This is a genomic window from Candidatus Frankia alpina (assembly GCF_902806485.1).
GTDB lineage: Bacteria > Actinomycetota > Actinomycetes > Frankiales > Frankiaceae > Frankia > Frankia alpina.
The window spans coordinates 1-12,023 of the sequence record NZ_CADCWT010000153.1; the positions used below are offsets into that span (position 1 = coordinate 1).

Below are 12,023 nucleotides of genomic sequence, written 5' to 3' on the forward strand. Positions count from 1 at the left end.
ACATTCCTCACAACCTAGAGTAACCAGTCGGCACGGAAAGTGACCTTCGCGCGGCCCTGGGGGCGGAGGGAGAAACGAGATGACGGTTGTACTTCCCCGAGACGACGCGCTGGCGATCCAGGAGATCCTGGCGCTGTTCGCACACCTCTTCGACAACAACGACGTTGCGGGGCTGGGGCTGGTGTTCACGTCCGACGTCCGGGTCGACATCGGGCTCGATCCGAGCCGGACCTACCACGGTCTCGCGGAGTTCGCCGACTACGTTCGTTCCAAGAGCGCGGCGGCGCCTGACCATCACACCGTCAACACTTCCCTGCTTCCTCAGGAGGACGGGAGCGTACGGGCCCGAAGTCGTTACCTCGGGATCAACCTGGAGGGCCGGCTGACCAGCGGCGAGTTCCTGGACGTCCTGGTGCGTACCCCGCAGGGCTGGCGGATCTCCTACCGCCGCAGCGTGCCCCGCACCCCTCGGCCAGCGGGTGCCGGAGCCCCGGTCTCGCAGGTGCTGGAGCCATGGCGGGGCACGTCCGCGGGGCGGTCATGATGCCCAGGCTCGGCGCGCAGGACCTGGTCGAGATCCGCGAGCTGCTGGCCCGTTTCGGTCACGTCTTCGACAACGGTGACGCCGACGGGATGGGCGAGGTGCTCACGGAGGACGGCGTGGTCGAGGGCGTCATCGGCGCGGGCTACACGATCCCCGGCCTGCAGGCCGCCAAGGAGTTCACCCGGCGGCGGCCCGACACCCCCGACCACAACACGGTCGGGACGATCGTCTTCGTCGACGCCCAGGGCGTGGTACGGGCGCGCAGCCGTTACCTCGCCCCGCTCGGCGACGGCAGCGTGCACGCCGGGGACTTCTTCGACATCCTGCGGCGCACCCCGGAAGGCTGGCGGATCTCCTACCGGATCTCGGTGCCGCGCCGGCCGGCGCTGCCGACCAGCCCGCCGCCGCCCGAGTTCTTCGACGCCTGGCGCCCCCAGGCCGGTGACCTGGGCGTTCCCCGCGGTGACGCGGCGACGGTCCAGCTGGTTGAAAACGCGCCGCGAACGGCAGGAACCAGGTTTGGCTAGAGACGCGTCGCGGTCTGGACGAGGCCGGCGACAGCTCTGGAGCGGCTGTGCGGTGGCCACGCGATCACCGTCGTGACGGTCGGCGCGTCCAGCACCGGCACGGCGGCGAGGTCGCCGCCCAGTTGGGCTCGGTGCGAGTCCGGCAGGATCGCGCAAGCGCGGCCGAGCGCGATCAGCTGCAACAACTGTGCATGTTCCCGAACCTGAGGGCCGGGGCCGTCCGGGTACGTACCGTCGGGGCCAGGCCAGCGCGGCATCGGCAGGCCGGGCAGCGCGGTGACCTCGGCCGTCTGCACGTGGGTCCGGCCGGTGAGGGGATGGCCGGCCGGCAGAACCACGACCTGTCCGTCGGTGCGGAGCTCCTCGACGTCGAACGCGGCCGTCGCATCGAACGGCTGGTGCAGCAGAGCCACGTCGGCCCGCCCGTCGCGCAGCAGTCGTTCCTGCTCGCCGATCCCGCACAGGAGCACATCGACGGTGACCGCATCGGGCTCGGCGGCGTAGGCGTCGAGCAGTTTCGCCAGCAGTTCGCTGGACGCGCCGGCCTTCGTGGCGAGGACCACGCCGGGGTGGCCGGTCGCGGCGAGGGCGGCGCGGCGGGTGCGACGCTCGGCGGCTTCGACCGCCTCCAGCGCCGCCCGGCCCTCCCGTAGGAGCACCGACCCGGCCTCGGTCAGGGTGACCGTGCGGCTGGTGCGTTCCAGCAGCGCCGCCCCGAGGCGCCGTTCGAGCTGGCGGATCGCCCGTGGCAGCGGGGGCTGCGCGATCCCGAGCCGCTGCGCGGCCCGCCCGAAGTGCAGCTCCTCGGCGACGGCGACGAAGTACCGCAGCTCCCTCGTCTCCACGCCGCCACGATACTCAAGTCCCACCCGGGATCGATACCCGCGCGGTATCGCTGCCCACCCAATCGGTGCTGGAAGGCCGCTGCGGCCCGGGACAGGATCGACCCTATGAGTGAACAGACGATTGCGCTGGTGACCGGCGCGAACAAGGGCATCGGGTACGAGATCGCGGCCGGCCTGGGCGCCCTGGGCTGGCGGGTCGGGGTCGGCGCCCGGGACGAGCAGCGCCGCGAGGAGGCCGTGGCGAAGCTGCGGGCCGCCGGAACCGAGGCGTTCGGCGTGCCGCTCGACGTGACCGACGACGCGACCCTGCCCGACGACGGCCCGACCGGCGGATTCTCCGACGACGCAGGAACGGTGCCCTGGTGATCAGGGTCTGACGCGAGGTCGACACAATCCCGGGGATTGAGCACGGATCGTCGGAGTCGGAGAAGTCCGGCAACCCAAGATAATCAACGTTGTTGACCACATCTCACCGTAACGATCATAAAAATCGGTCGAGCGTAAAGCGAGACCGCTGCGCCGAGCGGTTGCCCGGCCGCATACCCGGGCACGCAGGGGAAGGCGGCCGGCGCGATCCGCACACCCCATACGGTTGCGGAGCCGCGCCTGCCGCCGCCCTACGCGCTGTCGCCGTGTGCGGCCCTCCGGAGGTGGAGTGCCCGGATCAACGCCGTTGCCGGCGCCCCTGCGTCGATTCCTGCGCGCCGGCAGGGCGGCTGATCGTCCGACTCCGACTCCGGCCTCCGGGTCCGTCGGGTCCGTCGCGGCGGGGGGTGCGTCCCGCGTGGTCGTGCTGCGCCTCGGTCATGCGGTGGCGGTTGACACCCAGGCCCGTACGGTGACCATCCGTGGCAACGACGGCACAGTCGACGAGCTGGGCTGGGATCGGCTGGTGCTGGCCCCCGGCTCCATCACGCGGACCTTCGACATCCCGGGCGTGCGCGAGCACGCGATCGGCCTGAAGAACCTCGCCGAGGCCGTCCACCTGCGTGACCACGTGCTGCGGCAGTTCGAGCGGGCGGACGCCACCACGGACGCCGGCGCCCGGCGCGCCCTGTGCACCTTCGTGATCGTCGGTGGCGGCTACACGGGGACGGAGCTCGCCGCGCAGATGATCCGCTTCAGCCGGCGCGCCGTGGCGAACTACCCGCGGGTGCGTGCCGAGGAGATCCGCTGGGTGCTCGTCGACCACGCGCCGAGCCTGCTGCACGAACTCGCGCCGTCGCTGGGCCACCGGGCCGCCGAGGTGCTCACCGCCCGCGGCGTCGAGCTGCGGCTGCGGACGTCGGTGAAGGAGGTCACCGAGCGCACCGTCCGGTTGGGCCAGGCGGAGCACGCCGACCGGCACGAGACGATCGACACCCACACGGTGGTCTGGTGCGCGGGGGTGTCGCCCAGTCCGCTCATGACGAACCTTGGCCTGCCCACCACGCACGGGCGCCTCGTCGTCGACGACTGCTTCCGCGTCCCCGAGGTGGAGGGCCTGTTCGCGCTGGGGGACGCCGCGGCCGTGCCCGATGTGACCCGCGCAGGCGCCCCCGCCGGCCAGACCGCCCAGCATGCGGTGCGCCAGGCGGTGGCCGCCGCCCGCAATGTGGTGGCGTCCCTCGGTCACGGCACCGCCCGGCCGTACCGGCACCGGGACCTCGGGTTCGTCGTCGACCTGGGTGGGCGGGATGCCGTGGCCAACCCGCTCGGGCTGACCCTGCATGGCCTGCCGGCGGTCGTGGTCACCCGGGCGTACCACGCGTATGCGTTGAACAACGGGTCCAATCGGGCCAGGGTGCTCACGGACTGGGCGCTGGACCTGGTCATCCCGCGCCAGATCGTGCAGCTCGGCTTCGACAACGGGCGGCAACCCACGATCGACGCCACCGAGCAGACCGGTATCTACCCGGGCTCCGCGCCGCAGCTGCCGGGCGGCGACGGGGGGCGGTGAGCCGGGCCGGCCGCCCAGACGAGGCGGTTCCGCCGCCGCCGGCCGCAACCCCGCCGTGCGTCGGTTCGCGTTGCCACAGGTGGCCCCCCGTTCGGGCGGCACGGAGTTCGCGGAGGCCGGCGGCACAGGCAGGTGACCGCCCTGCGATAGCGTTGCCCCGACCGGGCCGGCCCCAACCCGGCCCGGAGCGGGACGATGACGAGGTGAAGCAGGCCCCCGCCTATCCCCGGGACGATCCCCCTGAGACCTCGTCCTCCCTGAGACCTCGTCGCATCCGCGGGCTTCCTTCGGACGGCGGACCGTCGCGAATCCGTGATCGATCAAGGGGAGCCCGTCCGTCAACACAATGATGAGTTGGCGGACGGGACCGCCTGTGGCGCCGCCTGAACCGGGGATGCGGGCGGTGATCGGCCGCGCGGCCCGGTACGTCACCCGAGCGGGCCATCCATGTGGGCGCTTCTGATGCGATGGGATGCGGTGCGGTGGGAGGTGTCTTGCCAGCAGGTCGAGGCGCATTACCGGCAGGCCGGCAGGTATGCGACCCACCCGACGGGGGAGACCTTCATGACAGCTGACGGCCTTGGGAGGCGCGGGATGGCGCTCGGTGGCCGCATCGACCGGGCCCAGCAACGTAACCGTGGGGTCGGCTTCGTCATCGCCGTCATCTACAAGTTCGCCGACGATCAGGGCGGCTACCTCGCCGCCTTGATCACCTTCTATGCCTTCCTGTCGCTGTTCCCGCTGTTGCTGCTGCTCACAACCGGGTTGGGCTTCGTCCTGCACGGCCATCACGACCTGCAGGAGCAGGTTGTGACCTCCACACTCAGCCAGTTTCCGATCATCGGCGACCAGCTCCGCGACGACGTGCAGGCCCTCAAGGGCAGCGGGATCGCCGTCGCCGTCGGTGTCCTCGGCGCCCTCTCCGGCAGCCTCGGCGTCGCCCGGGCCATCGGCAACGCCCTGGACACCGTCTGGGCGGTGCCGCGTCGGTCCCGACCGAACCCGTTCTTCGCCCGGTTGCGCAGCCTCAGCCTCATCGGTCTGCTCGGCCTCGGTGTGCTGATGACGACGGTGCTCTCCAGCGTCACGACCGGGGCGTCGGCGTTCGGCCGGCTGGCCGCCGGGTTCCAGGTGCTCGCGGTCGTGATCTCCACGGCAGGCAACGCCGGCCTGATCCTCGTCGCCTTCAAGGTCCTGACCGCCCGGTCCGTCCGGGTGCGGGAGAACCTGCCCGGGGCGGTGTTCGCGGCGTTGGGCTGGCAGCTCGTGCAGACGCTGGGCGGCTACTACATCGCCCATCAGCTCAAGGGTTCCACCCAGGTCTACGGACTGTTCGGGCTCGTTCTCGGCCTGATGACCTGGCTGTACTTCCTCGCCGTCGTCGTGGTCCTCGCCATGGAGATCAACGCGGTGCGGGCGGGCCGGCTCTTCCCGCGGGCGCTGCTGACCCCGTTCACCGACGACGTCGAGCTCACCGAATCCGACCGGCGGGCCTACACCTCCTACGCCAAGGCGGAGCAGTTCAAAAGCTTCCAGCAGGTGGACGTCACCTTCACCGATCTGCCCGACCAGCAGTCGCCGACGAGCGACCCGTCACCCTCGACACCCCCCGCCGAGGGTTGTGACCCCGCCACCGTGGCGGATCCGGGTTCGCGGCCGTAACGGTTCAGGGCTGCGGGCTCGATGCCGGATCGCGGCGCAGGCTCCGGACGGATGTGCGTACGGGGCCGGACGGTCCCCTCACGCTCCGGAACGGGACGGCGGAGGTTGCCCGTCCGGGATCCGGACCGGCGCGATCAGCACGGCGGTGGGGTCGGCGGGACCGCCGACCACCGCCGGCCACAAGCCGTCGTTGACGCAGTCCCGCGCCACATCCCTGGCCCAGCCGGGCGGCGCGGTCAAGGAGACAAACCGACCCCGATCCGTCCCAAGGACCACGTGGACCGCGATCAACGCGTGGTGCAGCGCCCGCCGGTGGGGGGTTCGGGCGGTCCAGCCCGCCGGGATCCACTCCCCGGCCTCGTCGGCCTGAGAGGGCCAACCGGAGGTGTTGACCAACTCCGCGCGCAGCCGCAGCAGCGGGCGCGGACCGGGATACAGCCCGGCGCTGAGCCGCAGCTCCGCCCGGGCGGACCAGCTGTCCCAGGTGATCCTGGTCGGCGCCGCGCCGCCACCGTGATCCACTATCCGCACCCGGCGTCCGGACGGCGCACTGAGCTGGATCGTGTGGGCCCCCGACCGGGCGGAGCCCGGCCCGCCCGCCGCCGCGCCGGCCGGCTCCCAGGGATCCGGTCGGGGGGCACTCAGATGAGGCAGCCAGCCGCGCGGCCATCCTCCGCTCGGGGGAGGCGCCATCGGCTGGGGGCGCACCGCCAGCAGGTCCGCGACCGCCACGGCCTCGTCGACCTCGTGCGGCAGAAACTCGGCCTGGTCGTCGGCGTCGAACGCTGCCCCGCCGCCGGTACCACCCGACCGGAGGACCTGCTGTTCCCTCGTGGTGATCTGCAGCCAGCGCACCCGCGTGGTCAGCACGGCGTCGGGGTCGGCCGCCAACAGGCATTCCGCGTGGACGTGCGCCCGCTCATCCGGATGGCGCGCGGCGTACGCCGCCGGGGTCAGCACCCCGACGAGCCCGCCCGGCCGGCCCCCGCCGGACCGCGCGCGCTGATCCGGATCGCACCGGTAGATCGCCGCGTCGGCGATTGCCACCGCCCGGTCGAGCGGTGCCTGAACCGTCCTCATCGGTAGCCCCTTCCCGCGTGGGCGGGTAGAAGTTGGAATTCCCCGCTCAGGCGGGGAGAACGTCAAAGAACGGTGATCGCCTCCCCGGCATGGACCAGCACCGTGTCGCCCATGTGCGCCTGGACGAGGGCGAGACCGATCTCCTCGGTGCCGGCGGGTGTCCGGACAAGTGCGACCGAGCCCGGCAGGCACCGGACGATCTCGGCCTCGATCGTCCCTCCCGGCCCGGCGACCTGCCCGGCCGCACCACAGACGGGCGCCTCGGGGCCCGGATGGGCGGCGGCCCGCGCGGCCTCCCACGCCGAGAGCCGTTCGGGTCCCGAACGGGTGGCATCGTCGCCCACTTCGGGGATGCGCGGCCTGCGCCGTCCAGGGGAGGCCGGGGCGGGGCTGCGGGTGTCCCGCGCTCGGCGCGGCGGCGTGCTGATGCTTCTGACCTGCTCGTTCATGGGCCATCACCTCGATACAGGTCTACCCGGCGCAACGGTACGACCCGCGTTCGGAGGTCACCAGTCGACGCGGATCGTGGTGATCGGGGTCGGAGTCGACGCCCGGGTCTGCTCGGCCGAACGGGCCACTTCAGAGTCTGGAGGGGTCCGCGGCCGCGCGATCGGGCAGCATGGGAGCGGTGGGAGTAAACGCGACCAACGGCGGCGAGGCGTTCGACCGGCTGCGCGCCCTCGTCACGGCCGGCGGCGTCGCCGTCGTGAGCGGGGCGGGCATCTCGACCGACTCCGGCATCCCGGACTACCGGGGCCCGAACGGGGCGCTGCGCCGCCACACCCCGATGACCTACCAGCAGTTCACCAAGGAGCCGGGCGCCCGCCACCGCTACTGGGCCCGCAGTCACGCCGGCTGGCGGCAGGTCGCCCGGGCCGAGCCGAACGCGGGCCACCGCGCGGCGGCCCGGCTGGAACAGGCGGGGCTGGTCACCGGCATCGTCACTCAGAACGTCGACGAGTTGCACCAGCGCGCCGGTTCCCGCCAGGTGATCGATCTGCATGGAAGCCTGTCCCGCGTGGTGTGCGTCGACTGCGGGGAGGTGAGCCCACGCCGCGACCTCGACGAGCGGCTGAGCGCGGCGAACCCGGGCTTCCGCATCTCCGGGGCTCCCACCAACCCGGACGGTGACGTCACCCTTTCGGAGGAGGCGGTTGCCCGCTTCGTCATGGTCGACTGCCGCGACTGCGGCAGTGATCACCTGGAACCGGACGTGGTGTTCTTCGGGGCCACCGTGCCGCGCCCCCGGGTGGCGCAGGCGTTCGACCTGGTCGAGAGCGCCCGCGCGTTGATGATCCTCGGATCGTCGCTGACCGTGATGTCGGGATACCGATTCGTTCTGCGAGCGGCGGAACTCGGTATTCCGGTCGCGATCGTCAACCAGGGGCCCACCCGTGGAGACAGCCGGGCGACGGTGCGTGTCGATGCCCCCCTCGGAACGCTGCTGCCCCGGCTGGCCGCCGCTGTCACCAGCGGCGAGCGAACGCTCGCACCGTCACGGACCGTGCCGTCCCTCGCCCTGACGGGGGATTCGCCCGCCGGGCTGTGAGGATGGGGGAATGCGATCGGTCTCCCGCCCCCAGCCCGCGAACGTGGCGTTCCGCCCTGCCACCGACAGCGCCGCCGAGGCGGCGGCGATCGTCGCGCTGGTCGAATCCGCGTACCGAGGGGAGTCCAGCCGGGCGGGGTGGACCACTGAGGCGGACCTGCTCGGCGGCCATCGCACGGATGTCGAAGAGGTTCGCGCCACCCTGACGGGCCCTCACGGGAGGGTCCTGCTCGCGGAGGATCCTCCGGATCTCCTCGTGGGCTGCTGCCACGTGGAACGTCGGATCGAGCCGTCGGCGCACGGCGAAGCCGGCATGGTCCGGACGGGTGAGCTGGTGGCCCAGGCGGGCGGGGTCGAGGGATTGACCGGCGCGGGGATCACCGCCGCGGTGGGGGCCTACTTCGGCATGTTCGCCGTCAGCCCCACCCGGCAGGGGGCCGGTCTGGGCGGGGCGTTGCTGCGACTCGCCGAACGGCACGCCGTCACCGCCTGGTCGGCGGCGTGGATGGAGATGCAGGTCATCGCCCAGCGGACCGAACTCATCGACTGGTACCGCCGCAAGGGATATCTCCCGACCACGGCGACGCGACCGTTTCCCTACGCCGACGAGCGGTTCGGCCGCCCGCTGCGGCCCGACCTGTACTTCGTCGTCCTGCGCAAGCCGCTCGTCTGAGGTCGCGCCGATCCGGCCCGCTGACCCGACGTCCGATTCCCGCCAGCATCCGGGGACGATCGCACCGAGAGTTGGAGCATGCGGACGGACGAGGGCCGATATGAGGCGGTGGCCAGCCGGGACGCCCGATTCGACGGCGCCTTCTACGTCGCCGTCACCTCCACGGGCATCTACTGCCGGCCGAGCTGCCCGGCGGTGACCCCGAAGCGGGCGAACGTCCGGTTCTTCCCGACGGCCGCGGCGGCGCACGGCGCCGGCTTCCGGGCCTGCCGGCGGTGCCGGCCGGACGCGGTGCCCGGCTCCGCCGAGTGGAACGTCCGCGCCGACGTGGTCGGCCGGGCGATGCGCCTGATCGGCGACGGTGTCGTCGACCGGGAAGGCGTGGCCGGCCTCGCCGCCCGGCTGGGCTACAGCGCCCGCCAGCTCCACCGGCACCTGACCGCCGAGGTGGGGGCGGGCCCGCTCGCCCTGGCCCGGGCGCAGCGTGCGCACACCGCGCGGCTGCTGCTGCAGGCGACCGCCCTGCCCGCCACCGAGGTGGCCTTCGCCGCCGGCTTCGCGAGCGTCCGCCAGTTCAACGACACCATCCGAACGGTCTACGCGGCGACGCCGAGTGACCTTCGTGGACCACGAGCGGTGCGATCCGCATCCCCCGGCCGGGGAGAGGACGGCCCCGCCGGCCCGGGCGGGCTGGTGGTCCGGCTGGGCTACCGCCGGCCGTACGCGGTGGGCGAGATGTTCGACTATCTGGCCCGCCGGGCGCTGCGCGGCGCCGAGGAGGTCATCGGCGACCGCGGCCGGCGGACCTACCGGCGGACGCTGCGGCTGACCCACGGGCCCGGCATCGCGGCGGTGGCCGAGCGCCCGGGCGCCGACGACGACGCCGGCTGGCTGGAGTGCCGCCTGTCCCTGAGCGACCTGCGCGACCTGACCGCCGCGGTCAGCCGGGTGCGGCGGCTGTTCGACCTGGACGCCGACCCGCGGGCGGTCGCCGAGCGGCTCGGGGCCGATCCGGTCCTGGCGCCCCTCGTGGCCCGCCACCCGGGCCTGCGCGCCCCAGGCGCCACCGACGCGCACGAGCTGGCCGTGCGGGCGGTGCTCGGCCAGCAGGTCTCGGTGCCCGCCGGGCGGCGCCTGGGCGAGACCCTGCTCGCCGCGTACGGCGAACCGCTGCCCACCCCGAGTGGAGGGCTCACCCTGCTGTTCACCCTGCGCCGACACGCTCGCCGACGCGTCCCTGCACGAGCTGGGCATGCCCGCGGCCCGCCGGGAGACGGTGCGCGCGCTCGCCACCGCCATCGCCGCCGACGACGTCGAGCTCGACGCGGGCGTCGACCGCGCCGAGGCCGAACGGTCGCTGCTGACCGTGCGGGGCATCGGCCGCTGGACCGCCGGCTACATCCGGCTTCGCGGGCTCGGCGACCCGGACGTGCTTCCCGCGAGCGACGCCGCCCTGCGGGCCGCACTGCGCCGCCACGATCTCGCCCCGAGCGTCGCCACGACCGCAGAGGCGGCCTGGGCGCCGTGGCGGTCCTACGCGGCGCACCACCTGTGGATCACGGCAGCGCCGCGGGCCGAGACGGCCGCTCCCGCCGAGACGGCCCGAGCCGAGGTCGCCCCGCTGCACGCGGCGCGCCGCCCGGCCTGACCATGCACATGCGAGCAGCCCGGATGGGCGTGAGGAGTGCGGACATGGAACCGATGACGGTCTACACGACACTGGCCAGCCCGGTGGGGGACCTGCTGCTGGTGGGCGCCGAGTCGGACCAGGCGCTCGGCGGGCTCGCTCTGGCCTCGCTGTCCATGCCGCAGCAGCGCGGCGCCCCGACGATCGCGCCGCAGTGGCGGCGAGCCGAGCAGCCGTTCACCGAGGCCGCCCGGCAGATCGCCGAGTACTTCGCCGGCGAGCGGCGCGCCTTCACCCTGACCCTGCGCACCCGGGGGACCGAGTTCCAGGAGGGGTATGGGAGGCGCTGGAGTCCATCCCCTACGGCACCACCGTCAGCTACGGCCAGCTCGCCGGCCGGATCGGGGCCGACCGCCGTGACGTCCGCGCCGTCGGTACGGCCGTCGGCGCCAATCCCCTGCTGCTGGTGCGCCCGTGCCACCGGGTCATCGGGGCCGACGGGGCATTGCGCGGGTTCGCCGCGGGCCTGCTCCGCAAGGAGTTCCTGCTGCGCGATGAAGGCGCGCTGGCGCTGACGCTGGATCTCGCCACCGCGCCGACAGCCACGGGCGGGAGCCGCGGGTGACGGCCGGCTCAGTCCGATCGGGGGCGGTCCAGGACAGGCTGGATGGGCCGGATGGAGTGGGCAGGGTGACGGCCTCGGCCGAACTGGCGGGTGCGGCGGGTGCTGACGTCGGGGAGTGCGTGCGAGCAATGGACTGGTCCGCGCTCGCCGCGGAGCTGGACGCGGTCGGCTGCGCCCCGACCGGCCCGCTACTCACCGCGGCGCAGTGCCAGGAGATCGCCGAGCTCTACGGCGACGACAGGCGCTTCCGGTCCCTGCGATACCGGGCGGGCGACTGGAACGCGCTGCACCGCGACCTTTACGGCGAGCTGGTTTTCCCACTCCAGGTCGTGATCGGCCTTGACGCCCCCGGCGTGGACTACACCGGCGGCGAGCTCCTGCTCGTCGAGCAGCGGATGCGAGCCCAGTCCCGGGGCGGCGCCCACACCCTCCCGAGGGGGCATGCCCTGATCTTTACCACCCGGGACCGACCGACCCCTTCGGTGCGAGGCTGGTCCGCCTCGCCCATGCGGCACGGAGTCAGCACCGTCCGAACGGGCGAGCGTCACAGTCTCGGACTGATCTTCCGCGACGCCGCCTGATCGGACCCTGCCGGCGCTGTACGAAGCACCGGCAGGGCCGCCCGCCCATCCCCGGTTCGGCCCATCTCCCGGATGGGCCGAGACAGGCCGCCCGGACACCGACGTGGGAGGGGTCCGGACGGGGCACAGCTACCAGTGACAGGTTGACCAGGCGCACCCGCACCCGCACCCGCACCCGCACCCGCACCCGCACCCGCACCCGCACCCGCACCCGCACCCGCATCTGCGCCGACTCGGAGAGGATCACCAGCGGCCGATGACCACCACCCAGGATCCACACCTGTCCGCGATCCGCGACGTCGAGCCGGTCACGCCGGAGGGCTGCGGCGAATGCCTGCGCTCCGGCGGTCGCTGGGTCCACCTGCGCCTCT

The 12,023-nt window shown here is 73.1% G+C and carries 12 protein-coding genes and 1 pseudogene; 10 read left to right on the forward strand and 3 right to left on the reverse strand.

Going from position 1 to position 12,023, the window contains the following annotated elements:
• The first annotated feature begins 79 nt into the window (after positions 1 to 79).
• Both G6R25_RS15890 and G6R25_RS15895 read left to right on the forward strand, forming a co-directional pair.
• The gene (locus G6R25_RS15890; RefSeq protein WP_163553591.1) at positions 80 to 544 is read left to right on the forward strand and encodes a nuclear transport factor 2 family protein; all 465 of its coding nucleotides are present in this window, start codon (positions 80 to 82) and stop codon (positions 542 to 544) included.
• Positions 514 to 1,071 (forward strand): nuclear transport factor 2 family protein, encoded by a 558-nt coding sequence (locus G6R25_RS15895; RefSeq protein WP_163553593.1) that lies wholly within the window; start codon positions 514 to 516, stop codon positions 1,069 to 1,071. The genes G6R25_RS15890 and G6R25_RS15895 overlap by 31 nt, the downstream gene beginning before the upstream one ends.
• On the opposite strand, the gene G6R25_RS15900 is transcribed toward G6R25_RS15895, so the two are convergent.
• On the reverse strand, positions 1,068 to 1,940 hold the full coding sequence (locus tag G6R25_RS15900) for a LysR family transcriptional regulator (protein ID WP_473246905.1): 873 nt from the start codon (positions 1,938 to 1,940) through the stop codon (positions 1,068 to 1,070). The genes G6R25_RS15895 and G6R25_RS15900 overlap by 4 nt on opposite strands.
• 81 nt (positions 1,941 to 2,021) lie before the next feature.
• Between G6R25_RS15900 and G6R25_RS15905 the strand changes: the two genes are divergently transcribed.
• The 3 genes from G6R25_RS15905 to G6R25_RS15915 all read left to right on the forward strand — a co-directional run bounded on the left by G6R25_RS15905 (position 2,022) and on the right by G6R25_RS15915 (position 5,517).
• A complete protein-coding gene (locus tag G6R25_RS15905; protein WP_235948678.1) occupies positions 2,022 to 2,282 on the forward strand; it encodes an SDR family NAD(P)-dependent oxidoreductase in 261 nt (86 codons plus the stop codon).
• Between the two features lie 418 nt (positions 2,283 to 2,700).
• Positions 2,701 to 3,855 (forward strand): NAD(P)/FAD-dependent oxidoreductase, encoded by a 1,155-nt coding sequence (locus G6R25_RS15910; RefSeq protein WP_419469371.1) that lies wholly within the window; start codon positions 2,701 to 2,703, stop codon positions 3,853 to 3,855.
• A gap of 564 nt (positions 3,856 to 4,419) precedes the next feature.
• Positions 4,420 to 5,517, forward strand: a complete 1,098-nt coding sequence (locus G6R25_RS15915) for a YihY/virulence factor BrkB family protein (protein ID WP_235948681.1) — start codon at positions 4,420 to 4,422, stop codon at positions 5,515 to 5,517.
• A 78-nt stretch (positions 5,518 to 5,595) separates the two neighbouring features.
• On the opposite strand, the gene G6R25_RS15920 is transcribed toward G6R25_RS15915, so the two are convergent.
• Positions 5,596 to 6,597, reverse strand: coding sequence for a hypothetical protein (locus tag G6R25_RS15920; protein ID WP_163553597.1), 1,002 nt, complete (start codon positions 6,595 to 6,597; stop codon positions 5,596 to 5,598).
• 62 nt (positions 6,598 to 6,659) lie between these two features.
• Positions 6,660 to 7,046 (reverse strand): HypC/HybG/HupF family hydrogenase formation chaperone, encoded by a 387-nt coding sequence (locus G6R25_RS15925; protein ID WP_163553598.1) that lies wholly within the window; start codon positions 7,044 to 7,046, stop codon positions 6,660 to 6,662.
• A gap of 170 nt (positions 7,047 to 7,216) precedes the next feature.
• Between G6R25_RS15925 and G6R25_RS15930 the strand changes: the two genes are divergently transcribed.
• From G6R25_RS15930 to G6R25_RS15950, 5 genes and pseudogenes are all read left to right on the forward strand, one after another.
• On the forward strand, positions 7,217 to 8,146 hold the full coding sequence (locus G6R25_RS15930; RefSeq protein ID WP_136447713.1) for an NAD-dependent protein deacetylase: 930 nt from the start codon (positions 7,217 to 7,219) through the stop codon (positions 8,144 to 8,146).
• A 10-nt stretch (positions 8,147 to 8,156) separates the two neighbouring features.
• The gene (locus tag G6R25_RS15935; RefSeq protein ID WP_163553600.1) at positions 8,157 to 8,819 is read left to right on the forward strand and encodes a GNAT family N-acetyltransferase; all 663 of its coding nucleotides are present in this window, start codon (positions 8,157 to 8,159) and stop codon (positions 8,817 to 8,819) included.
• Positions 8,820 to 8,897: 78 nt separating this feature from the next.
• Positions 8,898 to 10,694: pseudogene (locus G6R25_RS15940) on the forward strand (bifunctional transcriptional activator/DNA repair enzyme AdaA); the annotation flags it as partial.
• The gene (locus G6R25_RS15945) at positions 10,661 to 11,071 is read left to right on the forward strand and encodes a methylated-DNA--[protein]-cysteine S-methyltransferase (RefSeq protein WP_235948685.1); all 411 of its coding nucleotides are present in this window, start codon (positions 10,661 to 10,663) and stop codon (positions 11,069 to 11,071) included. The pseudogene G6R25_RS15940 and the gene G6R25_RS15945, both read left to right, overlap by 34 nt.
• 65 nt (positions 11,072 to 11,136) lie before the next feature.
• Positions 11,137 to 11,652 (forward strand): 2OG-Fe(II) oxygenase, encoded by a 516-nt coding sequence (locus G6R25_RS15950; protein WP_235948683.1) that lies wholly within the window; start codon positions 11,137 to 11,139, stop codon positions 11,650 to 11,652.
• Positions 11,653 to 12,023 lie beyond the last annotated feature (371 nt).

Coding starts and splice junctions, on each gene's coding strand:
- G6R25_RS15935 (WP_163553600.1), top strand. CDS start 8,157: ATGCGATCGGTCTCCCGCCCCCAGCCCGCGAACGTGGCGTTCCGCCCT.
- G6R25_RS15905 (WP_235948678.1), top strand. CDS start 2,022: ATGAGTGAACAGACGATTGCGCTGGTGACCGGCGCGAACAAGGGCATC.
- G6R25_RS15925 (WP_163553598.1), bottom strand. CDS start 7,046: ATGAACGAGCAGGTCAGAAGCATCAGCACGCCGCCGCGCCGAGCGCGG.
- G6R25_RS15895 (WP_163553593.1), top strand. CDS start 514: ATGGCGGGGCACGTCCGCGGGGCGGTCATGATGCCCAGGCTCGGCGCG.
- G6R25_RS15915 (WP_235948681.1), top strand. CDS start 4,420: ATGACAGCTGACGGCCTTGGGAGGCGCGGGATGGCGCTCGGTGGCCGC.
- G6R25_RS15920 (WP_163553597.1), bottom strand. CDS start 6,597: ATGAGGACGGTTCAGGCACCGCTCGACCGGGCGGTGGCAATCGCCGAC.
- G6R25_RS15930 (WP_136447713.1), top strand. CDS start 7,217: ATGGGAGCGGTGGGAGTAAACGCGACCAACGGCGGCGAGGCGTTCGAC.
- G6R25_RS15890 (WP_163553591.1), top strand. CDS start 80: ATGACGGTTGTACTTCCCCGAGACGACGCGCTGGCGATCCAGGAGATC.